Annotated in this window: 20 protein-coding genes; 10 read left to right on the top strand and 10 right to left on the bottom strand. The window is 72.2% G+C overall.

The features are described from left to right. The first annotated feature begins 71 nt into the window (after nucleotides 1-71). The 6 genes from atpA to ACMCNK_RS15835 all read left to right on the top strand — a co-directional run bounded on the left by atpA (nucleotide 72) and on the right by ACMCNK_RS15835 (nucleotide 6,277). Nucleotides 72-1,721 (top strand): F0F1 ATP synthase subunit alpha, encoded by a 1,650-nt coding sequence (gene atpA / locus ACMCNK_RS15860; RefSeq protein ID WP_412737179.1) that lies wholly within the window; start codon nucleotides 72-74, stop codon nucleotides 1,719-1,721. Between the two features lie 2 nt (nucleotides 1,722-1,723). Further along, nucleotides 1,724-2,653 carry a F0F1 ATP synthase subunit gamma gene (locus ACMCNK_RS15855; protein ID WP_412737178.1) on the top strand — a complete coding sequence of 310 codons (930 nt, stop codon included), beginning with the start codon at nucleotides 1,724-1,726 and terminating at the stop codon, nucleotides 2,651-2,653. Further along, on the top strand, nucleotides 2,653-4,095 hold the full coding sequence (atpD, locus tag ACMCNK_RS15850; protein ID WP_412737177.1) for a F0F1 ATP synthase subunit beta: 1,443 nt from the start codon (nucleotides 2,653-2,655) through the stop codon (nucleotides 4,093-4,095). Before ACMCNK_RS15855 ends, atpD begins: the two co-directional genes overlap by 1 nt. 189 nt (nucleotides 4,096-4,284) lie before the next feature. Next, entirely contained in the window at nucleotides 4,285-5,433 is a 1,149-nt protein-coding gene (locus ACMCNK_RS15845; protein ID WP_412737176.1) for an LCP family protein, read from the top strand. A gap of 96 nt (nucleotides 5,434-5,529) precedes the next feature. Next, nucleotides 5,530-5,811, top strand: a complete 282-nt coding sequence (locus ACMCNK_RS15840; RefSeq protein ID WP_412737175.1) for a F0F1 ATP synthase subunit epsilon — start codon at nucleotides 5,530-5,532, stop codon at nucleotides 5,809-5,811. A 7-nt stretch (nucleotides 5,812-5,818) separates the two neighbouring features. Then, on the top strand, nucleotides 5,819-6,277 hold the full coding sequence (locus ACMCNK_RS15835; RefSeq protein ID WP_412737174.1) for a DUF2550 domain-containing protein: 459 nt from the start codon (nucleotides 5,819-5,821) through the stop codon (nucleotides 6,275-6,277). 140 nt (nucleotides 6,278-6,417) lie between these two features. Here ACMCNK_RS15835 and ACMCNK_RS15830 read toward each other — a convergent pair whose 3' ends face one another. After that, entirely contained in the window at nucleotides 6,418-6,993 is a 576-nt protein-coding gene (locus ACMCNK_RS15830; protein WP_412737173.1) for a cob(I)yrinic acid a,c-diamide adenosyltransferase, read from the bottom strand. A 49-nt stretch (nucleotides 6,994-7,042) separates the two neighbouring features. Here ACMCNK_RS15830 and murA point away from each other — a divergent pair, with 49 nt between their 5' ends. Further along, nucleotides 7,043-8,329 (top strand): UDP-N-acetylglucosamine 1-carboxyvinyltransferase, encoded by a 1,287-nt coding sequence (murA, locus tag ACMCNK_RS15825; protein ID WP_412737172.1) that lies wholly within the window; start codon nucleotides 7,043-7,045, stop codon nucleotides 8,327-8,329. A 16-nt stretch (nucleotides 8,330-8,345) separates the two neighbouring features. Here murA and ACMCNK_RS15820 read toward each other — a convergent pair whose 3' ends face one another. Further along, nucleotides 8,346-8,705 carry a hypothetical protein gene (locus ACMCNK_RS15820; RefSeq protein ID WP_412737171.1) on the bottom strand — a complete coding sequence of 120 codons (360 nt, stop codon included), beginning with the start codon at nucleotides 8,703-8,705 and terminating at the stop codon, nucleotides 8,346-8,348. A 132-nt stretch (nucleotides 8,706-8,837) separates the two neighbouring features. Here ACMCNK_RS15820 and ACMCNK_RS15815 point away from each other — a divergent pair, with 132 nt between their 5' ends. Then, nucleotides 8,838-9,686, top strand: a complete 849-nt coding sequence (locus tag ACMCNK_RS15815) for a 3-hydroxyacyl-CoA dehydrogenase family protein (RefSeq protein WP_412737170.1) — start codon at nucleotides 8,838-8,840, stop codon at nucleotides 9,684-9,686. Nucleotides 9,687-9,720: 34 nt separating this feature from the next. On the opposite strand, the gene ACMCNK_RS15810 is transcribed toward ACMCNK_RS15815, so the two are convergent. The 6 genes from ACMCNK_RS15810 to ACMCNK_RS15785 are packed head-to-tail and all read right to left on the bottom strand — an operon-like array spanning nucleotide 9,721 to nucleotide 17,009. Continuing rightward, nucleotides 9,721-10,512, bottom strand: a complete 792-nt coding sequence (locus ACMCNK_RS15810) for an ABC transporter permease (RefSeq protein ID WP_412740872.1) — start codon at nucleotides 10,510-10,512, stop codon at nucleotides 9,721-9,723. After that, nucleotides 10,512-11,393, bottom strand: a complete 882-nt coding sequence (locus ACMCNK_RS15805; RefSeq protein ID WP_412737169.1) for an ABC transporter ATP-binding protein — start codon at nucleotides 11,391-11,393, stop codon at nucleotides 10,512-10,514. Before ACMCNK_RS15805 ends, ACMCNK_RS15810 begins: the two co-directional genes overlap by 1 nt. Before the next feature lie 36 nt (nucleotides 11,394-11,429). After that, complete coding sequence (locus ACMCNK_RS15800; protein WP_412737168.1) at nucleotides 11,430-12,260, bottom strand: hypothetical protein; 831 nt, start codon at nucleotides 12,258-12,260, stop codon at nucleotides 11,430-11,432. After that, nucleotides 12,247-14,979, bottom strand: a complete 2,733-nt coding sequence (locus ACMCNK_RS15795) for an FtsK/SpoIIIE domain-containing protein (RefSeq protein ID WP_412737167.1) — start codon at nucleotides 14,977-14,979, stop codon at nucleotides 12,247-12,249. The genes ACMCNK_RS15800 and ACMCNK_RS15795 overlap by 14 nt, the downstream gene beginning before the upstream one ends. A gap of 57 nt (nucleotides 14,980-15,036) precedes the next feature. Next, a complete protein-coding gene (locus tag ACMCNK_RS15790) occupies nucleotides 15,037-16,389 on the bottom strand; it encodes a hypothetical protein (protein WP_412737166.1) in 1,353 nt (450 codons plus the stop codon). Continuing rightward, on the bottom strand, nucleotides 16,386-17,009 hold the full coding sequence (locus tag ACMCNK_RS15785) for a DUF4126 domain-containing protein (protein ID WP_412737165.1): 624 nt from the start codon (nucleotides 17,007-17,009) through the stop codon (nucleotides 16,386-16,388). Before ACMCNK_RS15785 ends, ACMCNK_RS15790 begins: the two co-directional genes overlap by 4 nt. Nucleotides 17,010-17,104: 95 nt before the next feature. Between ACMCNK_RS15785 and nucS the strand changes: the two genes are divergently transcribed. Together nucS and ACMCNK_RS15775 are read left to right on the top strand one after the other, a co-directional pair. Beyond that, on the top strand, nucleotides 17,105-17,764 hold the full coding sequence (gene nucS, locus ACMCNK_RS15780; protein WP_412737164.1) for an endonuclease NucS: 660 nt from the start codon (nucleotides 17,105-17,107) through the stop codon (nucleotides 17,762-17,764). A 203-nt stretch (nucleotides 17,765-17,967) separates the two neighbouring features. After that, complete coding sequence (locus ACMCNK_RS15775; RefSeq protein ID WP_412737163.1) at nucleotides 17,968-19,251, top strand: methyl-accepting chemotaxis protein; 1,284 nt, start codon at nucleotides 17,968-17,970, stop codon at nucleotides 19,249-19,251. A gap of 9 nt (nucleotides 19,252-19,260) precedes the next feature. On the opposite strand, the gene ACMCNK_RS15770 is transcribed toward ACMCNK_RS15775, so the two are convergent. Together ACMCNK_RS15770 and ACMCNK_RS15765 are read right to left on the bottom strand one after the other, a co-directional pair. Next, the gene (locus ACMCNK_RS15770) at nucleotides 19,261-20,775 is read right to left on the bottom strand and encodes a DUF6297 family protein (protein ID WP_412737162.1); all 1,515 of its coding nucleotides are present in this window, start codon (nucleotides 20,773-20,775) and stop codon (nucleotides 19,261-19,263) included. After that, nucleotides 20,772-21,416 carry an ATP-binding cassette domain-containing protein gene (locus ACMCNK_RS15765; RefSeq protein ID WP_412737161.1) on the bottom strand — a complete coding sequence of 215 codons (645 nt, stop codon included), beginning with the start codon at nucleotides 21,414-21,416 and terminating at the stop codon, nucleotides 20,772-20,774. Before ACMCNK_RS15765 ends, ACMCNK_RS15770 begins: the two co-directional genes overlap by 4 nt. Nucleotides 21,417-21,437: the final 21 nt, after the last annotated feature.

Below are 21,437 nucleotides of genomic sequence, written 5' to 3'. Positions count from 1 at the left end.
GCCGGGGACGGCCGCGAGCACAGGCCCCTCGGCGGCGGTGACGTCCCGAGCACGAACAGAGAAGGCAGAGGATGGCCGAGCTGACCATCTCCTCGGACGAGATCCGGGGGGCGCTAGAGCGCTACGTCTCGTCCTACACGCCCGAGGTCTCCCGTGAGGAGGTCGGCATCGTTGCGGATGCGGGCGACGGCATCGCGCACGTCGAGGGCCTGCCCTCGACGATGGCGAACGAACTGCTCGAATTCGAGGACGGCACCCTGGGTGTCGCCCTGAACCTCGACGTCCGCGAGATCGGCGCCGTGGTCCTGGGTGACTTCGCGGGCATCGAGGAGGGGCAGCAGGTCAAGCGGACCGGCCGTGTCCTCTCCGTGCCGGTCGGTGACGCGTTCCTGGGCCGCGTCGTGGACGCGCTGGGCAACCCGATCGACGACCGTGGCGAGATCGCCAACGAGAGCTTCCGCGAGCTGGAGCTGCAGGCGCCGAACGTCATGGCCCGCCAGCCCGTGAAGGAGCCGATGCAGACCGGCATCAAGGCGATCGACGCCATGACGCCGATCGGCCGCGGCCAGCGCCAGCTGATCATCGGTGACCGCAAGACCGGTAAGACCACGGTCGCGCTGGACACGATCATCAACCAGCGCGCCAACTGGGAGTCCGGCGACCCGAAGAAGCAGGTCCGCTGCATCTACGTGGCGATCGGCCAGAAGGCCACCACCATCGCGTCCGTGAAGGGCACGCTGGAGGAGCAGGGCGCGATGGAGTACACCACCATCGTCGCCGCCCCGGCCTCCGACCCGGCCGGCTTCAAGTACATCGCCCCGTACACCGGCTCGGCCATCGGCCAGCACTGGATGTACAACGGCAAGCACGTCCTCATCGTCTTCGACGACCTGACCAAGCAGGCCGAGGCGTACCGCGCGGTGTCGCTGCTGCTGCGTCGCCCGCCGGGCCGCGAGGCGTACCCGGGTGACGTCTTCTACCTGCACTCCCGGCTGCTGGAGCGCTGCGCGAAGCTCTCCGACGAGCTGGGCGCGGGCTCGATGACCGGTCTGCCGATCATCGAGACGAAGGCCAACGACATCTCGGCCTACATCCCGACGAACGTCATCTCCATCACCGACGGCCAGATCTTCCTCGAGTCCGACCTGTTCGCCTCGGGTGTGCGCCCGGCCATCAACGTCGGCACCTCGGTGTCCCGGGTCGGCGGTTCGGCGCAGGTCAAGGGCATGAAGCGGGTCTCCGGCCGGCTCCGTCTCGACCTGGCGCAGTTCCGTGAGCTGGAGGCGTTCTCCGCGTTCGCGTCCGACCTGGACCGGGCGTCGCGGGCCCAGCTGGAGAAGGGCGTCCGCCTGGTCGAGCTGCTCAAGCAGCCGCAGTACTCGCCGTACTCGGTCACGGACCAGACGATCGTCATCTGGGCCGGCACCACGGGCCAGCTCGACGACATCCCGGTCGGCGACGTGCGGCGCTTCGAGGGCGAGCTGCTGCAGTGGCTCAAGCGGCACCGCAAGGAGACGTACACGGCGATCGAGTCCACGAACAACCTCACCGACGAGCAGGTCGAGAGCCTGCAGTCGGGTGTGGACGAGTTCAAGCCGCTGTTCAAGCAGGGTGACACGGGTCTGAAGCTGCACGAGGCTCCGGCCGAGGCGCTGGCCGAGGGCTCCGAGTCGCACGAGACCGTGACCCGCGAGGTCCGCGGCGGCAAGGACGCGAGCTAGCCATGGCCGGTCAGGTACAGGCCCTGAGGCGGCGCATCCGCACCGTCCGGTCCACCAAGAAGATCGCCAAGGCGCAGGAGCTGGTGGCGACCAGCCGCATCGCTCGGGCGCAGGAGCGGGTGGCGGCGGCCCGGCCGTACGCGGAGGCCATCACCGGCGTGCTCACGGCGCTGGCGTCGCACGCGAGCGTGGACAACCCGCTGCTCGTCCCGCGCGAGCGGGTGCGCCGGGCCGGTGTCCTGCTCGTCACGAGCGACCGCGGCCTGGCCGGCGCGTACAACGCCAACGCGATCCGTACGTGTGAGCAGCTGATCTCGCGGCTGCGCGCGGACGGCAAGGACGTCGCGCTGTACGTGATCGGCCGCAAGGGTGTCGGCTACTACCGGTTCCGCAACCGGCCGATCGCGGCGAGCTGGACCGGCTTCTCGGAGCGGCCCACGTTCGAGGACGCGCGGCGTGTCGGTGAGTCCCTGCTGGAGGCGTTCGTCGCCGGCGCGGACGACGGCGACGAGCACCACGGGCCGGACGGCATCCAGGGCGTCGACGAGCTGCACATCGTCAGCACCCGGTTCCAGTCGCTCATGACCCAGGTCGCGGAGCCGCATTTCCTCGCGCCGATGCACGTGGAGGACCGGGAGCGCGAGCCGGGGCACCGGGCGGCGTACGAGTTCGAGCCCGAGGCCGAGGAACTGCTCGACGCGCTGCTGCCGAAGTACCTCAACACGCGGATCTACGCGGCGTTGCTGGACTCGGCGGCCAGCGAGTCGGCCTCGCGGCGGCGGGCGATGAAAAGCGCGTCCGACAACGCGGACGACCTGCTCAAGCGGTACACGCGCGAGATGAACTCCGCGCGGCAGGCTGCGATCACCCAGGAAATCAGTGAGATCGTCGGCGGCGCCAACGCGCTGGCCGCGGCGGGAAGTGATGTGTGATGACTGCTGTAGCTGAGCCCACCAAGGCGGAGACCGGTGTCGGCCGCGTCGTCCGGGTCATCGGCCCGGTCGTCGACGCCGAGTTCCCGCGCGACGCCATGCCGGACATCTTCAACGCGCTGCACGTCGAGGTGACCCTCTCCGAGGGCACCAAGAAGCTGACCCTGGAGGTCGCCCAGCACCTGGGTGACAACGTGATCCGGGCGATCTCGATGCAGCCGACCGACGGCCTGATCCGTGGCGCCGAGGTGTCCGACACCGGCGCCCCGATCTCGGTGCCGGTCGGTGACGTGACCAAGGGCCACGTCTTCAACGCCCTCGGCGAGGTGCTCAACGCCGACCCGAAGACGCTGCAGGTCACGGAGCGCTGGCCGATCCACCGCAAGCCTCCGCCGTTCGCCCAGCTGGAGCCGAAGACCGAGATGCTGGAGACCGGCATCAAGGTGCTCGACCTGCTCGCGCCGTACGTGCGCGGTGGCAAGATCGGCCTGTTCGGCGGCGCGGGCGTGGGCAAGACGGTGCTCATCCAAGAGATGATCATCCGAGTGGCCCGCAACTTCGGCGGTACCTCGGTGTTCGCGGGTGTGGGTGAGCGCACCCGTGAGGGCAACGACCTCATCCTGGAGATGGGCGAGAGCAACGTTCTCGACAAGACCTCGCTGGTCTTCGGCCAGATGGACGAGCCGCCGGGTACCCGCCTGCGGGTCGCCCTGTCCGCCCTGACCATGGCGGAATACTTCCGGGACGTCCAGAACCAGGAGGTGCTGCTCTTCATCGACAACATCTTCCGGTTCACCCAGGCCGGTTCCGAGGTGTCCACGCTGCTCGGCCGTATGCCGTCCGCGGTGGGCTACCAGCCGACCCTGGCCGACGAGATGGGCGAGCTGCAGGAGCGCATCACCTCGGTCCGCGGCAAGGCCATCACGTCGCTGCAGGCGATCTACGTGCCCGCGGACGACTACACCGACCCGGCGCCCGCCACCACGTTCGCCCACCTGGACGCGACCACCAACCTGGAGCGGTCCATCTCCGACAAGGGCATCTACCCGGCCGTGGACCCGCTGGCCTCCAGCTCGCGGATCCTGGCGCCGGAGTTCGTGGGTGCCGAGCACTACGCGGTCGCCCGCGAGGTGCAGCGGATCCTGCAGAAGTACAAGGACCTGCAGGACATCATCGCCATCCTCGGTATGGACGAGCTCAGCGAAGAGGACAAGGTCACGGTGCAGCGGGCCCGCCGCATCGAGCGCTTCCTGTCGCAGAACACGTACGCCGCCGAGCAGTTCACCGGTGTCGCCGGCTCGACGGTCCCGCTGAAGGAGACCATCGAGGCGTTCAAGAAGATCAGCGAGGGCGAGTACGACACCTTCCCCGAGCAGGCGTTCTTCATGTGCGGTGGCCTCGAGGACCTGGAGCGCAACGCGCACGAACTGATGAAGGGCTGACAAGTCCGGTATCATCCGTGAGCCGCGCCGATTTCGGCGCGGCTCACGCGTTTCTCCTGCTCCCCGTGGTGCGTTTGACCAGGGGCTGGGCGGGGAATCCGGACGCTGCGGTGGTCCGGTGATCAGTACCTTGGCGTCAGTCTTGCGCGGTCCTGCGACCCTGTCGCCAGGGCCGGACGATCGGTCGGCATGGTTGGGGATCGAGTGGCGAAGAGCGGCAAGCCGAACGGACGACGCGCCCCCTTGTGGGCGCGTTTGTGCTCGATCTTCGGCTGCGTGCTGATGGTGGTCAGTGGCGGTCTGCTCATCGGTGGTCAGGCGCTCATCGCGCGGTATGCCGGCGCGGTGCAGCAGAAGTCGCTGTTCGGTGACGAGCCCGCCGGCGCGGCGCCGCGGAAGGTCAGCGACATCAAGGGCCCGCTCAACATCCTGCTGGTCGGCATCGACCCGCGGGACGCGGCCACCGCCCCGCTCTCCGACTCGATCATCGTGGTCCACATCCCGGAGGGGCTGAAGGAGGCGTACCTCTTCTCCATCCCGCGTGACCTGCTGGTGGAGATCCCGCCGTTCGCGAAGACCGGCTTCGCCGGCGGCACCAGCAAGATCAACGCCGCGATGTCGTACGGCAGCTCGGTGGGCAACGGCAAGCACGACGTCGCGCAGGGATTCGACCTGCTCGCCAAGACGGTCAGCAAGCTGACCGGCATCCAGCACTTCGACGCCGGGGCGATCATCAACTTCGGTGGCTTCAAGAAGATCGTGGACGCCATGGGTGGCGTCACCATGACGATCGATCAGGACGTCAAGTCCGAGCATCTGCAGCCCGACGGCAAGCCGCGTCCGCGGTACCCGAGTTGCGCCGACAACCACTGCGCCCACCCGTACTACGGGCCGCAGGCGCAGTACAAGAAGGGCACGTTCCACCTGGAGGGCTGGCAGGCCCTCGACTACGTCCGCCAGCGGTACGGCCTGAAGAACAGCGACTACGACCGCCAGCGCCACCAGCAGCAGTTCATCAAGGCGATGGCGGACCAGGCGCTGAGTGCGGACGTGGTGACCAACCCGATCAAGCTGGACCGGGTGCTGCGCGCCGCCGGCCAGTCGCTGATCTTCGACGGCAACGGGCACAACGTCGTCGACTGGGGCCTCGCGCTGCACGGCATCCGCAGCGACAGCATGACGCTGATCAAGCTGCCCGGCCACTCCGTCTTCTCCGGCGGGTCGTACCGGGGTGAGGGGCTGGACCCGAGTGCGCAGGAGTTCTTCACCTCGGTCTCCGACGGCTCGATCGCGACGTTCATGGTCAACCATCCGGAGTTCATCAACCGGACATCCTGACCCGGGACGTGGCCCTCGCCACCCGGCGCCCTCAGGCGCCGGCCCGGTGTCTAGAATTCACCCCATCGGTTCCAGTGGGCCCAGCGAGGAGACAGCGTGGCCAAGCAGCTGCACGTCCAGGTCGTCGCCGTCGAGGAGAAGATCTGGTCCGGCGAGGCGGAAATGCTCGTCGCCCGCACCACGGAGGGCGAGCTCGGGGTTCTGCCCGGTCACACCCCGCTGCTGGGCCAGCTGAAGGAGCCTTCCCAGGTCCGCGTCAAGCTTGCGGGCGGTGAGCAGCTTACGTACGACGTGGCCGGCGGGTTCCTGTCGGTCCGCGAGGACGGCGTAACCGTCCTCGCCGAGAGCGCCACCGCCGCCCTCCCCGACGCGCGCTGAGCCCGGGATGCGGATTCTGGAATTCCTCGGAATCTGCATCAGCACGCTGCTCGTGCTGCTCTTCGCACTGTTCGTCCGCCGCCGCCTCCTGATGCGCGGCGGCGGCACCATCGGGCTCCAGGTCCGCGTCCACACGCTCGTGCCAGGCCGTGGCTGGTCCGCGGGGATCGGCCAGTTCGCCGGTGACGAGCTGCGCTTCCACCGCATGTTCAGCTTCGCGATCCGGCCGAAGCGTGTGCTCAACCGCCGTGAGCTGAGCGTGGACCGCCCGCGGCTCCCCGAGGGCGCGGAACGCCGCCCGATCCCCGAGCACTGGGTCGTCCTGCGCTGCACGACGCCCGGCTCCTGCGTCGACATCGCCATGGCCGAATCCACCGTGACGGGCTTCCTGTCGTGGCTCGAAGCCGGCCCGCCCGGCAGCACCGCCCGGCGCCCTGCGGTGGCCCCGCGCCCGGTCGACCACTGACCCGGCGGGTGGCCCGCCGAACCCCCGCGGGCGGCTGCTGACCCGGCGGGTGGCCCGCCGAACCTCCGCGGGCGGCCACTGACCCGCGGGGCGAGGGCGCCGCCCGCGAGGCCGTGCACACGGGCGGGGACTGGCCGCGCTCAGGCGGTGGCGCCGCCGGGGACCCACTTCACGTCGCCGTCCGGGTTGGCGGTGCGGGCGAGGATGAACAACAGGTCCGACAGGCGGTTCAGGTACTTGGCGGGCAGCTCACCCGTCCGGTCGCCGTCCGTGGCGATCAGGGCCCACGCCGAGCGCTCCGCGCGACGGGCCACCGTACGGGCCACGTGCAGCAGGGCGGCCCCGGGGGTGCCGCCGGGCAGGACGAACGAGTTGAGCGCGGGCAGCTTCTCGTTGTACTCGTCGCACCAGCCCTCGAGGCGGGTCACGTACGCCTCGGTGATGCGCAGCGGCGGGTAAGGCGGGTCCTCGGCGATCGGGTTGCACAGGTCCGCGCCCACGTCGAACAGGTCGTTCTGCACCGCGGTCAGCACCCGCCGGACGTCCTCGGCGAGCCCGCCGAGCGCGAGGGCGACCCCGACGGCGGCGTTGCACTCGTCGGTGTCGGCGTACGCGGCGATCCGCGGGTCGGTCTTGGCGGCGACCTCGTTGTTGCCCAGGCGGGTCTGCCCGGCGTCGCCGGTACGGGTGTAGATGCGGGTCAGGTGGACGGCCATGGGCCCCACCCTACGGGTCCCGGGAATCGGCGAGTCTGCACGCCATACCATGGCCCGCGTGGATGTGATCAGGGTCAAGGGCGGGGCGCGCCTCGCCGGGGACGTCACGGTCGACGGCGCGAAGAACTCCGCGCTCAAGCTGATGGCGGTCACCCTGCTGGCCGAGGGGCGCAGCGTGGTCGAGAATGTGCCGCGCATCACCGACATCGCGATCATGGGTGAGGTGCTGCGCCGGCTCGGCTGCCAGGTCGAGCTCGACGGTGGGGTCGCCACGATCGACGTACCGGCCGTGCCGGGCTGCGAGGCGGATTACGACCTGGTGCGCCGGCTGCGCGCCTCGATCTGCGTCCTGGGCCCGCTGCTGGCCCGCCGCGGCGACGTCCGGGTCGCACTGCCCGGCGGCGACATGATCGGCTCCCGGGGCCTGGACATGCACTTCTCGGGGCTCGCCCGGATGGGCGCGGAGATCACCGGCGAGCACGGTTTCGTCATCGCCTCCGCCCCGGGCGGCCTGCGCGGGGCGAAGATCTGGCTCGACTTCCCGAGCGTGGGGGCCACGGAGAACCTGCTCATGGCCGCGGTGCTGGCCAAGGGTGGCACCGAGATCGACAACGCGGCCCGCGAGCCGGAGATCGTCGACATCTGCGAGATGCTCACCGCGATGGGCGCGCACATCTCCGGGGCGGGCACCTCAACTCTGCAGATCGAGGGCGTCGACGCGCTGCGCCCGGTGCGGCACACCACGATCGGTGACCGGATCGTCGGCGGCACGTGGGCGTTCGGCGCGGCCATGACCCGCGGGGACGTGACCGTGCACGGGGTGCGCCCGGAGTTCCTGGACATCGCGCTCGACAAGCTGGTCTCCGCCGGGGCGGTGGTCGATCCGGGTGACAACAGTTTCCGGGTCCGGATGGCGGACCGGCCGACGGCCGTGGACGTGGTGACGCTGCCGTTCCCCGGGTTCGCGACGGACCTGCTGCCCATGGCGATCGGGCTGGGTGCGGTCAGTCAGGGGTCGTCGCTGATCACGGAAAACATCTTCGACGGGCGCTTCATGTTCGTGAACGAGATGGTGCGGCTCGGTGCGGACATCCGTACGGATGGGCATCATGCCGTGGTGCGCGGCCGGGAACGGCTGTCCGGGGCGCCGGTACGGGCCACCGACATCCGGGCCGGGGCCGGGCTGGTCATCGCGGGCCTGTGCGCGGACGGCATGACCGAGGTGGGTGAGGTGTACCACATCGACCGGGGATACCCGGACTTCGTGGCGGACCTCGCCGCACTGGGGGTCGACGTGGAGCGCGCCCAGGTGGCGGATCCCACGTTCGGCTTCTGAGCGCGGCCCGGCAGGCTCACACCGCAGGGCTGCCGCCGACCAGGCGGCGGGCCTCCTCCAGTTCCTCTCCGAACACGAGGATCAGTACGCGACCGTCGCGGCGGAGTGCGGAGGTGGCGCGGATGCCCGCGCCGGCGAGCAGCAGCCGGATCTCGTCGGCCAGTTCCGAGTCCTCCGCGACCGCGGCCGGGCAGAGCAGGCCGTAGTCGTCGCCGTCGAACAGTGTCAGCCGGCCCGAGCGGCGTTTGCGGGGCCGCTCGGGTTTGTCGTCGCCGGTCCACTGCAGGCCCATGCGCCAGAACACGGCGCCGAGAAAGCCGACCATGACTACGGCCACCAGCGGTCCGATGAGGTACCAGCCGTCGCTCGTGGCCATGAGCACAGTCTCGCACCGGCGATCGCCATTTTCCGGGGAAATGCCCCGATAGGGACAAAGACCCGGGCTGAGCCGCCGTTAAGGCTCACCCGCTAGGGTGGGGCTCAGAATCGCACTCAGGGAGGGTCACACATGGCGGGTCGACTCGCGGTCATCGGTTCGGGCCTGATGGGCTCGGGCATCGCCCAGGTGGCGGCGCAGGCCGGATGGACGGTCACCATGCGGGACATCGACGACGCGTCGCTGGCCCGCGGGATGAACGCGATCCGGGAGTCGCTCGGGCGCTTCGCCGCGAAGGGGAAGATCTCCGAGGGGGACGCCGAGGCGACCGCCGGCCGGATCACCACCACGACCGATCTGGACGCGGCGGCCGAGGCGGACGTCGTGGTCGAGGCCATCTTCGAGCGCATCGAGGCCAAGCACGACGTGTTCCGTACCCTCGACAAGATCTGCAAGCCCGGTGCCGTGCTGGGCACGAACACCTCCGCCATCCCGATCACGCAGATCGCGGCGGTCACCGAGCGGCCCGAGTCCGTTGTGGGCATCCACTTCTTCTCGCCCGTACCGATGATGAAGCTGGTCGAGCTCGTGCGCGGCTACCAGACCTCCGACGAGACGCTCGCCAACGCCCGCAACTTCGCCGAGGAGGTCGGCAAGACCTGCGTCGAGGTCAAGCGGGACGTGGCCGGCTTCGTCTCCAACCGGCTCTTCTCGGCCATCCTCGTCGAGGCGATCAAGCTGGTCGAGAGTGGCGTGGTCTCCGCCGCCGACCTGGACACCGTCATGAAGCTGGGCTTCGGGCACGCGATGGGCCCGCTGGCCACCGTCGACCTGACCGGCCTCGACGTGATGCTGAACGCGGCGAACAACATCTACCGCGACACCGCCGACGAGAAGTTCTTCCCGCCGGAGCTGCTGCAGCGCATGGTCACCGCGGGCGACCTGGGCCGCAAGACCGGCAAGGGCTTCTACTCGTACTGAAGCTGAGCGGGACCATCGGCGGAGCGCGGCGGGTTCACCCGTCGCGCTTCGTCGTCCAGCGGAACGTCGTGAGGCACAGCACCAGCGCCACCACGCACCACAACCCCAGCACCAGCGCCACCCGGCCCAGCTCGAACGAGCCGGCGGGCTCCCGGGCGCCGAACGCCGCCGGCAGGAACACCGAGCGCAGCCCCTGGCACATCCACTTGAGCGGGAACACCGCGGCGGTCTCCTGCATCCACACCGGCAGTTGCGTGTAGACGAAGAACACGCCGGAGGTGAACTGCAGGATCAGCGCGACCGGCGTGACCACCGCCGGAGCGCTGCGCCCGGTGCGCGCCAGCGACGAGAACGCCACCCCGGACAGCGTGCACGCGGTGATGCCGAGCAGCGCCACCCAGCCGAACGTCAGCCACCGCCCGGCCGTGTCCGGCAGCCGCAGGCCGAACAGCAGGGTCGCCACGGTGAGCAGGATGACCGTCTCCAGCACCGCGATGAAGGCGACCATCACCACCTTGCCCGCGAAGTAGACCCACTTCGGCATGGGCGTGCCGAGCAGGCGTTTGAGGACTCCGCGGTCGCGTTCCATCGGGATCTGGATGGCCAGCGCCTGGAAACCCACCGTCATCAGCCCGGACGCGATCATCCCGGTCACGAAGTACTGGGTGAACTTCACCCCGTCCCCGATCGTGCCCTTGAAGATCGAGCCGAAGATGATCACGAGGATGGCCGGGAAGGCCAGCGTGAACATGACCTGCTCCCGGCTGCGCAGGAACTGCTTGATCTCCAGGACACCCTGGCTGAGGCCGAGCCGCGCCGCGCCCATCATGCTCCGATCATCTGCAGGTAGATGTCCTCCAGGGAGGGTCGCGTGACCGTCAGGCCGGGCACCTCGCCCCCGTAGCGCGCGGCCAGATCGGCCACCACGGCCGTCGGCGTCGCGCTCTGCGTGCGTTCCCACACCCCTTCCGGGGTACGCCACGAGACGGTCGCCATGGCCGACTCCCGGTCCCCGAGCCGACGCGGGCTGTCCACCGCGATCAGGCTGCCCCGGGCGATCACCGCCACCCGGTCGGCGAGCGCTTCCGCCTCTTCCAGGTAGTGCGTGGTCAGCACGATGGTCGTGCCGCCGGCCTGCAGGTCGCGGACCAGCGCCCAGAACTCGCGGCGCGCCTCGGGGTCGAAACCGGTCGTCGGCTCGTCCAGGAACAGCAGCTCAGGCCGGCCGATGATGCCCAGCGCGACGTCGAGGCGCCGCTTCTGCCCGCCGGACAGCGTGTGGGTACGTGCCCCCGCCTTGTCGGTGAGCCCGACCCGGGCGATGACCTGCGCGGGATCGTCCGGCTCCGGGTAGAACCTGGCGAAGTGGCCGACCACCTCGGCGACCGTCAGATCGTCGAACTCGCCCGTGCCCTGCAGCACGATGCCGACCCGCTCCCGCCAGCGCCGCGCCTGGGCGCCGACCGCGGTGCCGCGACCGCCGTTCGCGACGGCCGGGTCGATGCCGAGCACGGTGACCTCACCGGAGTCGCGCCGCCGGTAGCCCTCCAGGATCTCCACGGTCGTCGTCTTGCCCGCCCCGTTCGGGCCGAGCAGCGCGAAGACCTCGCCACGCGCCACGGTCAGGTCGATGCCGTCGACCGCGGCGGTCCCGGCGTACGTCTTGCGCAGCCCGCGGACCTCGATCGCGGGTTCACCGTCTCCCATGGACGCCCACCCTAGGCGGTGCGGCCCGGTGACGGATCAGTGGGAGGAGGCGAACGTCAACGAGAGCAGGGTGGCGGCGATCATGCCGCCGAGCAGGGTGAGCCCGACGCCGCCGATGTCCAGGCGGCGGCCGCGCCGGTGCGCGTACGTGGCCGCCACCGGCACGCCTGCGGACGGGGCCAGCAGGAACGCCAGCCAGCCCAGCGCACGGACCACCCCGCCCGCCGGTACGGCCGTACCCCCGAACGTCACGAGGCCCGCGGCGAGCAGGCCGGTGGCGCCCGCGGCCAGCGCGCCCACCACCGGCAGCAGCGTCAACGCCCCCCGCGACAGCGGGTCCCGCGCGGACGGGTGCACGGTGTCGTCGATCCGTTCGGCCGCCCGTGCCAGCAGCGTGCGGGCGGACTGCCGGGGCGGCTGCGGCCCGGAGCCGTCGCCAGGCGCGGGGCCGTCGCCGAGCGCGGGGCCGTCGCCATGCGCAGCGTCGTCGTCAGGCGTGGAGCCGTTGCCGGGCACGGGGCCGTCGCCCGGCTCGGGGGCCCGCTGCAGCGCGACGCGGGGCAGCGCTTCGACCGCTGCCGGGTCGGGCAGTTCACCCAGCGTGCGCATCCGCATCCCGCGCGCCCGGCGCAACTGGTCCCAGAGGCGGGCGGCCTCGCGGTCCACGTCCAGCACCTGGGCCGCGGCGGCGCCCGCCCAGCGATCGGCGGCCGCGGCCTCGCCTTCGGCCCGGGCCAGTTCGCCCGCGGCCTGCGCGGTGCTGTCCTGGTACGCCTGCTCGGCGCGGTCCAGCTCGGTGTCGCGGCGCCGGGCTGCCTCGGCCAGGGCGCTCATCATGAGCTGGTAGTCGCGCTCACGTGGGGTCACTGTGCACCTCGTAGGGGATGATCAATTCGGGGATCCGGTGAACCGAGCGGTCGAAGAACAACGCTCGCCGTGGCCGCGGAGCCCACTGCGGCCCGGACGGCTGCGGGAACAGCGGGCTGAGCTGCGGGCCGCTCACGTCCAGCGCGACCCACGCCCCGACCGGGTCGAACCCGGCCCCGCCCAGGGTGTGGCGCAGCCGCGGCACCGACCGCCACCAGCCGAGCACGTGCACCCGGCCCTCGGGGCCCTCGGTGAGCAGGGCACGCAGCCGGTCCCGGCATCCCGGGACGGCGTCCAGGCCGTACCCGAGCACGTAGTGCGGGATGGCCTGCGCGACGGCGGCGTCGAGGAGGCGCGGCATGTCTCCGGCGTGGTACCAGCCGGCGCCGGGCAGTTCGGCGGCCAGCCGGGCGGCCGCCCGTTCGGCGGCCGGGTCGAGGCAGGCCAGGCTGAACCGGGCCGGTCCCTGCGCGGCGAGCGACAGTGCCGCCGCGGCCAGCACGTCGCACGCCTCCTGGGTACGGGTACCGAGCACGGCGAGGTTGCGTCCCGGCATCCGGCCCAGCCGCAACCGGGCCGGGCCGGGTCGCACGTCGATCCGTTCACCGAGGACGGCGCCGGGGGAGCAGCCGACCCGCGCGGTCACGTCCGGTGCGCGCCCCGCGGGCCGGTACGCGTCCGGCAGCCGGGGCACCGCGTGGCCGTCGAACACGCGCGGTGCGACGGCGTCGTCGGGGCGTTCCCGCCACAGCCGGTGCTGCAACGTCCGCCACGCGGTCGGCGCGGGCCTGGCGAGATTGCGGGGACCGCGCCCCGGCTCGCCCGGGTGCGTCCCGGCGCCGGCCGGGCCGAACGCGTCCGGCACGCGGACGACGCGATTGGCGCCCGCGCTGCCGGAGTCGGTGTTGACGACCGCGTGGTATCGCGGGATGACCGCGGCGGCCAGGTTGGCGTCGGCGAGCACACCCTGCGCTTTGGGCAGTGCGATGCGCAGCGGGCACAGTTCGGCGAGGCTGCCCGGGACGGCGCCGGCGGCCGGGTCGGCCCCGGTGTCGGCGGCCGCGTCCCGGTCGGCTGCGGCGTCCGGGGTCGGGTCCGGGGCGGAGAGAATCAGGTGAATGCCCTGGGCGGGGCCGCGCCGGGCCAGATCGGCGAGCATGGCGCGGGCATCCTCGGCCGCCGGGAGTTCGTCGAGGACCGCAACGACCCGCGGCCAGCGCCCGCCCGGATCCTCTGCGCGCAGTTCGGCGAGGCTTGCCACGCCGAGGCGCTTGCCCGCCTGCGCCCGGTGCCGCAGTTCCTCACCGAGGTGGCGCAGTACGGCCAGGCCGAACTCGGGGTCGCCGGTGAGGTTCACCCCGGCCAGGTGGAGCTGGGGCAGCCAATCCGGCTCCCGCGGGCCGGGCAGGCACTGGGCGAACGAGCCGTGGTCGGTGCCGTCGAGCAGGTAGACGGCCAGTTCGTCGGGGCCGTACCGGGCGGCCAGCGCGCCGAGCCATGCGTGCACCAGGTTGGTCCGGCCGGAACCGGGCGGGCCGCCGATGAGCGCGTGCGGGCGTGCGTCGTCCAGCGGCACGTCGACGAGGGTGCCGTCGGGGCCGGTGCCGATCGGGGCGAGCAGCCCGTACGCGGACGACTCGGTCCACAGCTTCTCCGGCTCCAGGTCGGCCAGGCGGGCGGCCGACGGGGCGGCGCGCAGATGCTCGGCGGTGGCCCGGCAGAACTCCGAGATCCGGTCGTTCGGGGGCGGGGCGTCGAGCTGGATCGCCAGGTCGCCGGTGCTGCTGCTGACGGCCGTACCGTCGCCGACCGTCACTCGTACGACGGTCTGGGCGGCGGGCAGGTCGAGGCCGCGGACGACCAGGTGGACGCCGCATCCGACGCCGGTGCGCACGATCCGGTCGAGCTGGGCGCGTTGGGCGCCGGTCAGTTCGGCGGCGGTCGCCGGGTCGGCGAGCAGGACCACCAGCCGCCACGGCTCCGGGCGCGGGCCCGGGGTGTCGGCGGTCAGTGCGGCCAGGGAGGCGTACTCGCCCGCCAGCACGCCCTCGTTGACCTGGCAGATGTGTTCCACGAGGGCGTCGAGCAGCGCGGTAAGGCCGCCGGGGCTGACCAGGGACAGCAGGCCGGCGCCGGCGAGGGGGCCGAACGCGGCGAGCGTGCCGCCGAGGTGCTCCGGGTCGTACACGGTGAGATGCGCGTCGCCCGGGCGGGTGGTGCCCAGTGCCCGCAGCAGGACGGTCGTGATGACCCCGTCCACCGCGGTCTGGTCGCCGCTGAGCTGCAGGTGCGCGCCGCCGAGCAGGGGCAGCAGGGCGGGCAGCGCGATCCGGGTGCGATCCGTGCCGTCCGGGTCGTACGAGATCGTGCCGATCCGCAGCAGGCCCGGTCCACCGCCGCGGTCCGGGCTGGTCGGGGTCCAGGTGCGCCAGGGCGCGCCGGCGGCGCCCGCGGCGCAGAGCGAGGTGACGGCTTCGACGCTGCCGGCCAGCCGGAGCGCCTCGGCGCGGAACCGGCCGAGGATGTCGCGGCGGGTGGCGTCGCGTGCCTCGGCGAGCTGGTTGAGGCAGGTTGCGTACGCCTCACGGACGAGCTGGCGGCGGCGCTGCGCCTCGCTGCGCGCCGATTCCGCCGCGGCCAGTACGGCCCGGGCGGTGCCGCGCGCCTCGGCCAGCTCCTGCCGGACCGCCGCGACCAGCGCGTTGCGGTGGTTACCCACAGAACCCCCCGGGATCCACGTTGGGGGATTTTAACCGTTTAGTCCGGTATCACGCTGTTATGTGCTGCGTGTCGCGTTCGCTGTTGCCCGGGTCAGCCACCTCGGATCGGTGCCCACCAGGTCCTTCCACAGCTGCTCGGCCACGAGCTGCGCGCCCTCGGACTGCCACTCCCGCAGCGTGCGCCGTGGCACGTAGCGGCGGATCCACTCCAGCACCTGCCGCGCGTCCCGATCGAGCCCCTCGGTCCGCAGCCGCCGCTCGTACGGCCGCAGCCCCTGCACGCAGCAGTAGTGCAGCGCGTTGTAGTGCCGCCACCGCTCGCCGGTGCCCGGCAGTCCGGTGGGCTTGAGCCGGGCCACCCCGTCCTGCAGCACCGCGCGCAGCTCGACCGCTCGGGCCAGCGGCTGGTCGCTCGCCCGGCCGGTCAGGCGGCGGTCCACCGTGGGCAGATCGATCAGCGGGCTGCGCAGCAACCGGGCCAGGTCGCCGTAGTCGTCCAGGGCGCGCCGGGTGAGCCGGACGAACTCCGCCTCGCTCAGCGCGATCAGGGCGTGCCGTTCCCGCCGGCGCGGCAGCGCGTCCGCCAGCATGAGCAGCGCGGCCCGGTCCAGCCGCAGCCGCTCGTCGTGCAGGAACGCGACCCGGTCCAGCCCGCGGCGCACCGGCCCGCTCAGCGCGAACGCGCTCATCACGACCGCCAGCAGCACGAACTGCAGGACCGCCACGACCGGCCGGTCCGGCACGGCCAGGATGGTGAGCGCGGACGGGCCGGCCACCACCAGGGTGGCGGCGAGGGCGCCCACGACCGACCGGCGCAGATCCGGGAACAGCCGTTCCCCGGTGTCCACCGCATCCGCCACGGCGGCCAGGAAGCCGAGCAGCATCAGGTCCAGACCCACGGCCGCCAGGACCAGCTCGTGCGAGCCCAGGTCGATCGGGAGCAGCAGGGCCAGCAGGCCCAGCCCGTACAGCGCGGCGGCAGCGGCGACCGCGGCCGGCAGGGCGCGCGGGCGGACGTCGTCGCGGGAGCGCCACACCAGCACCAGCCCACCGGCCAGGGGCGCGAGCGCCACCAGCCGGCCCGCCCCGGGCAGCGCGACGATCATCGCGAGGAACACCACGGAGAGCAGCAGCCAGCCGCGATCGACCTGGCGCCGTTCCGGCCGGTCGTCCGGGAGCAGGCCGAGCGCCGCGCCGGCCCACGCCAGCGCCGGCACGCACAGCAGGACGGTCGCCGCGGCCCCCTCCGGCGTCACGGTCCAAGCCGCCACGGCCAGCGCGTACGCCATCAGCGCCGCGGCGGAGCGCCACAGCACCGGCCGGGACGGATCACGCCCCAGCAGATAGCACGCCAGCCACCACGTCAGTGCGAATGCGGGTACGGCGACGGCGGGCACGGGAGCAGTCAACCAAACAAGCGCACCGTCTCGACACCCTCTGCGGCCTGCCTTTGCCGGCGGCGTCGGCGGCGGCGCCGTACGACCCACACCCCGGTGCCCACGAACGCCACGATCGCGGCCAGTACCAGGATCGGCACGAGGATTGCGAGCACCGACAGTACGGCGCTGCCGATGTCCTCGATCGTGCTCACCACAGGCGCGCCGAATCCGGCCGTGGTGGCGTTCACCACGGGCCGCGACGCGGCCTTCACCCCGTGTACGCACAGGGCGATGAGGACGCCCGCGACGATCGCGGTCCACTGGTGCGTACTCAGAGCGCCCGGATCCGGCACGGTCGCGGTCTGCGCCGCGGAGCCCGCGCCGAACGCGAGGCCGCCCGCGGCCGGGCGTACCACGGTCTGCACCACATCGTTGACGTGGTCCACCACGGGCACCTTGTCCGCCACGACCTCGACCGCCAGCAGCACCGTCAGGACGGCCAGCGCCCAGCCGCCGGACAGCCACTGCCACCCGGCGGGCAGCTCCACGAGATCGGTGAACCGGGCCAGCAGGCCCATGATGAGCAGGGGGATGTAGGCATTCAGCCCGGCGGAGGTGGCCAGGCCCGTGCCGGTCAGTACTTCGAGCACGGCCCCAGGATGACACCACCACGCTCGTGCCTGACTGGGCCGCGTAGCGCGACGGCGCCGACGCGACCGCGAGCGGTGGCGGCTACCCTCGTCGGGTGCGCCTGGTCATCGCGAAATGCTCCGTGGACTACGTTGGACGCTTGTCGGCCCACCTGCCCCCGGCGGTGCGGCTGCTCATGGTCAAGGCGGACGGCTCGGTGTCGATTCACGCCGACGACCGGGCGTACAAGCCGCTGAACTGGATGAGCCCGCCCTGCCGGCTCCAGGAGGCGCCCGGGGTGTGGAAGGTCGTCAACAAAGCGGGCGAGGAGCTGCGGATCACCCTGGAGGAGATCTTCCAGGACACATCGTACGAGCTGGGCGTGGACCCCGGCCTGGTCAAGGACGGTGTGGAGGCTCATCTGCAGGAGTTGCTGGCGGCCAACCCGCAGACGTTCGGCGAGGGCTGGACGCTGGTGCGCCGGGAGTACATGACCGCCATCGGCCCGGTGGATCTGCTGTGCCGTGACGCCGAGGGCGGGGCGGTGGCGGTCGAGATCAAGCGGCGTGGCGAGATCGACGGAGTGGAACAGCTCACCCGCTATCTGGAGCTGATGAACCGGGACCCGCTGCTCGCCCCGGTACAGGGGGTGTTCGCGGCGCAGGAAATCAAGCCGCAGGCCCGGGTGCTGGCCACGGACCGCGGCATCCGGTGTGTCGTGGTCGACTACGACAAGCTGCGCGGCATCGAACGCGACGAGCTCACCCTGTTCTGATCGCCCGTCACGGGACCGTGCCGTTCGTCGTTCGCTGGAACACCCGGTGAGTGCGCGCGACGCCGCCCGCGCAAGCGGGCAGTGTCGCTGGCGTTCCTGGTTCCGGAAAACCTCAGACGATTTCAGGCCAAATCCACAGCCCACCCTTTGGGACGCCGTGGCGTAGGGCTCAACCCGGATTGGCGCGCGGCCGACGGAAGGGCATGACTCACGGCCAGGCCACCGCCCCAGGACGACGCAGTCCGCTTGAGGACCGGTCCATCTCCGGCAAGTTGCTGCCCCGACTCTTCCTGCCGGCCGGTCTGGCCGGACTGATCATCGCGCTGTCCAATGTCGAGGGGCACCGCGGGCTCCTGCTGGTCCGCGCGCTGGCGTCCTGCGCGGTCGCGGCGGCGCTCTGGCGGGTGAACTGGGACCGCGTGCCGCCCCTGGCCCTGCGGGCCGCGGCCTACCTCGGCGTAGTGATGATCGGTATCGGAGCCGTCACCGTTCCCGCCACCTACTACCTGGGCCTGCTGTCCTCGGCCGTCGGCCTGGTCTGGGCCGGATTCGCCCTCGAGCGGCGTGACCTGGTGGCGCTGTCCGCCATCATGGCCGTTCTGACCGTGGCGGCGCAGTGGCAGCTGGCCCCGCCGGTGGTCGCGGTCTGGCGGTCGGTGGCGATCTGGCTGATGCTGACCACGATGTGTATCGCGATGCACTGGCTGCGTGGACTGCTCGACGACAAATCCGCCCAGGTCGCCCGGGCGCAGGCGGAGATCAGCGAGCTGCAGGTGCGTACGCTGACCGAGCAGCAGCAGGCCGAGACGCGCCGGGCCGAGCTGGCCGCCGCGCAGATGGCCGAGCAGGCCCACCTTCAGCAGCAGGTCGCCGAGCAGGCGGCGGTGCTGGCCCAGTCGGCCGACGAGGTCAGCCAGAACACCGCGGTGGCGGCCGCGGCGACCGAGGAGATGTCGTCAGCGCTGCAGGATCTGTCGCGCACCGCGCAGTCCACCGAGGAGGTCACGGTGCGCGTGGTACGGCAGGCCGACGACGCCGCCACGGTGATCAAGGCGTTGGCCGAGTCCAGCGAGCAGATCATGGCCGCCAGCGACATCATTCAGTCCATTGCCGAGCAGACGAACCTGCTGGCGCTCAACGCCACGATCGAGTCGGCCCGTGCCGGTGAGAGCGGCAAGGGATTCGCGGTCGTGGCGAACGAGGTCAAGGAACTGGCCCGGCAGTCCGGGGAGAACGCCGACTCGATCAACCGGGTCTTGACCGAGGTCCGCACCCAGGTCGACGCCGCGGTGACCCAGGTCACGCAGATCGCCGTCAGCATGACCACCCTGTCGGCGCACCACGGCACGCTCGCCGCCGCGATCGAGGAGCAGACCGCCGCGGTCGCGGAGGTGACCCGTACGGTCATCCAGACCGCCGGTGAAACCCGGACGATGGCCACGGGCATCCAGACCCTGGAGCAGATCTCCCGAACCGCCGGGCGGTGACGCCCGGGGTCACCGGCCGGTGAGTTCGACCCGGTCGTGGGCGGTCGTGCCGGACAGGTAGGCGCGGGCCGCGATCGCTCCCACCGCCGCCTGGACCAGCACGGTCGACCAGGTCGGCGGATGCCCCTGCACGATCTGCACGAGCACCGGCAGGCCGAGCAGCAGCGCATCCGGGCCGATCACCGAGTTCACGAGTGGGCCGGGGGAGACCGTACCCATCGGGGTGTCCAGCGGCAGCAGTTCGTTGCGGACCAGGCCCACCCGGGCGCGGCGTACCGCGGCCACGGCCCCCACCGGCGCGAGCGTGAGGCCGAGCGCCCACCACGGCCCGGACGGCAGGTCGCCCAGGCCGTCGAGCAGCGCGAGCGATGCCGTGCACCACGCCCCGGCGAGCACGCCGGGCACGACCATCCGCTGGCCGACGGCCTGCCGCGAGTCCAGTCCGAGCATCCGCAGCAGCGTCGGGTTGGCCGAGTCCGTGCGCACCGTGGCGGTGCTGACGCTGCCCGCCGCCATGCCGCCAGCCAGGACGGCGGCGGCCAGCAGCCAGCGCGGCCCGGCCGCCAGCAGGGCCGGCAGCGCGACCGCGCCGGCGAGCCAGGCCAGGCGGGCGGGCCGGCGCCGGGCCAGCAGCAGGTCCTGAGCCACAAGTACGGGCACCCGCGCCCACAACCGCATTGACCGCAGCCGCTGCCGCGCCCAGTACCGTCGTTCCACCATGTCGGCCACGAACGACGGCTCCACCCCGAACGCCGAGTCCAGCAGCGTGCCGGCGGTCTTGGCGGCGGTGAGGATCCGCTCGTTCGGGGTGCCCGCCAGCCGCCCGACCGCGACCGCCAGCAGCACGGCGTCGAGTACGGCCAGACCGGCCACGACCGCCACGACCGGTGCCATGGGCAGCACCGCGGTGGCCTGTGGTGCGTCGACCACGGAGTCGACCACGAGCCCGGCCAGCCCGGCGGCCAGCAGCAGCCCGGCGGCGGTGTCCGCGTACCCGCCCCAGTCGCCGCCCTGCGCGGCCAGCGCGGCCAGCAGCAACAGCACGCCGGCCAGGGCGCCCACGGCCGCCAGCAGGCCACCCACCGCGCCGGGCATCGGCCGCGCCCCCACGTGCCCGAGGACCGCGACGGCGTACAGGCCGCCGGCGACGGCGGCCAGGCCGACCGCCAGCCGCAGGCTGGGCGCGAGCAGCCGGCGGCGGCTGACCGGCGCGGGCAGCAGCCACGACGCGGCGGGGCGGGTCAGGCCGAGCGGGCCGAGCCGGCGCATCGCCAGGAACAGCGCGGCCACCCCGGCGGCGGCCAGGGCGGCGCCCGCGAGCAGGGAAAGATTCGGCCGCTGCGGCCAGAACACGACCGCCAGCTGGCGGTGCAGCATCCCGCCGACCACCGCGACGAACAGCACCGCGAAGTAGATGTTGCCCGCGGTGGCGCCGCGCCCGCGGTGCGCGGACTGGTGCCGGCGCACCCAGCGGCGCAGCGCGGCGACGTCGGTGACCTGGACGTCCGGGGCGGAGAGCGTCACGGCGTGGAGGCCCCGAGCGCGGCCATCGTGGTCGGCTGTGCGCCCGCCGCCGCGGCGAACGCCTCATCGTGGCTGGCCATCAGCAGGGTGCCGCCGTCCGCGAGGTAGTCGGCCAGCAGCCCGGCCACCATCAGGCGGGCGTCCGGGTCGAGCCGTTGCTCGGGCTCGTCCAGGATCATCAGCGTGCTGGGCCGCAGCAGGGCCAGGGCCAGCGTCAGCCGCTGTTGCTGGCCGGACGACATGGACGGCGGGATCGCGTCGGCGTGCCCGGCCAGCCCGAAGCGCTCCAGCGCCTCGGCCGCACCGGCGTCCTCCGGATCCCGGCCGTGGGCGCGGCAGACCAGCTCGGCGTGCTCGTGGACCGTGAGCCCCGGATACCAGGTCGGCGGCTCCACGGTGGTCACCACGGCCCGCCAGAACTCCGGTGTGGACCCGGGCGCCGAGCCCAGCACCCGGATCGTGCCCGCGTCGGGGCGCTGCAGGCTGGACACGCAGCGCAGCAGCGTCGACTTGCCCACGCCGTTCTCGCCGGTGACACAGACTGCGCCGCCGATCGGCAGGGTCAGCGCCACGTCGACGAGGACGGGGGTGGAGCCGTAGCTCACGTGCAGGCCGGTGACCTCCACCGCGGGATGATCCACCCCGCGACGGTAGCAGCCGGG

This window comes from Krasilnikovia sp. MM14-A1259, assembly GCF_047159535.1.
Lineage (GTDB): Bacteria > Actinomycetota > Actinomycetes > Mycobacteriales > Micromonosporaceae > Actinoplanes.
The sequence above is the reverse complement of the archived record's forward strand: the minus strand, read 5'-3'. Positions and strand labels throughout refer to the sequence as shown.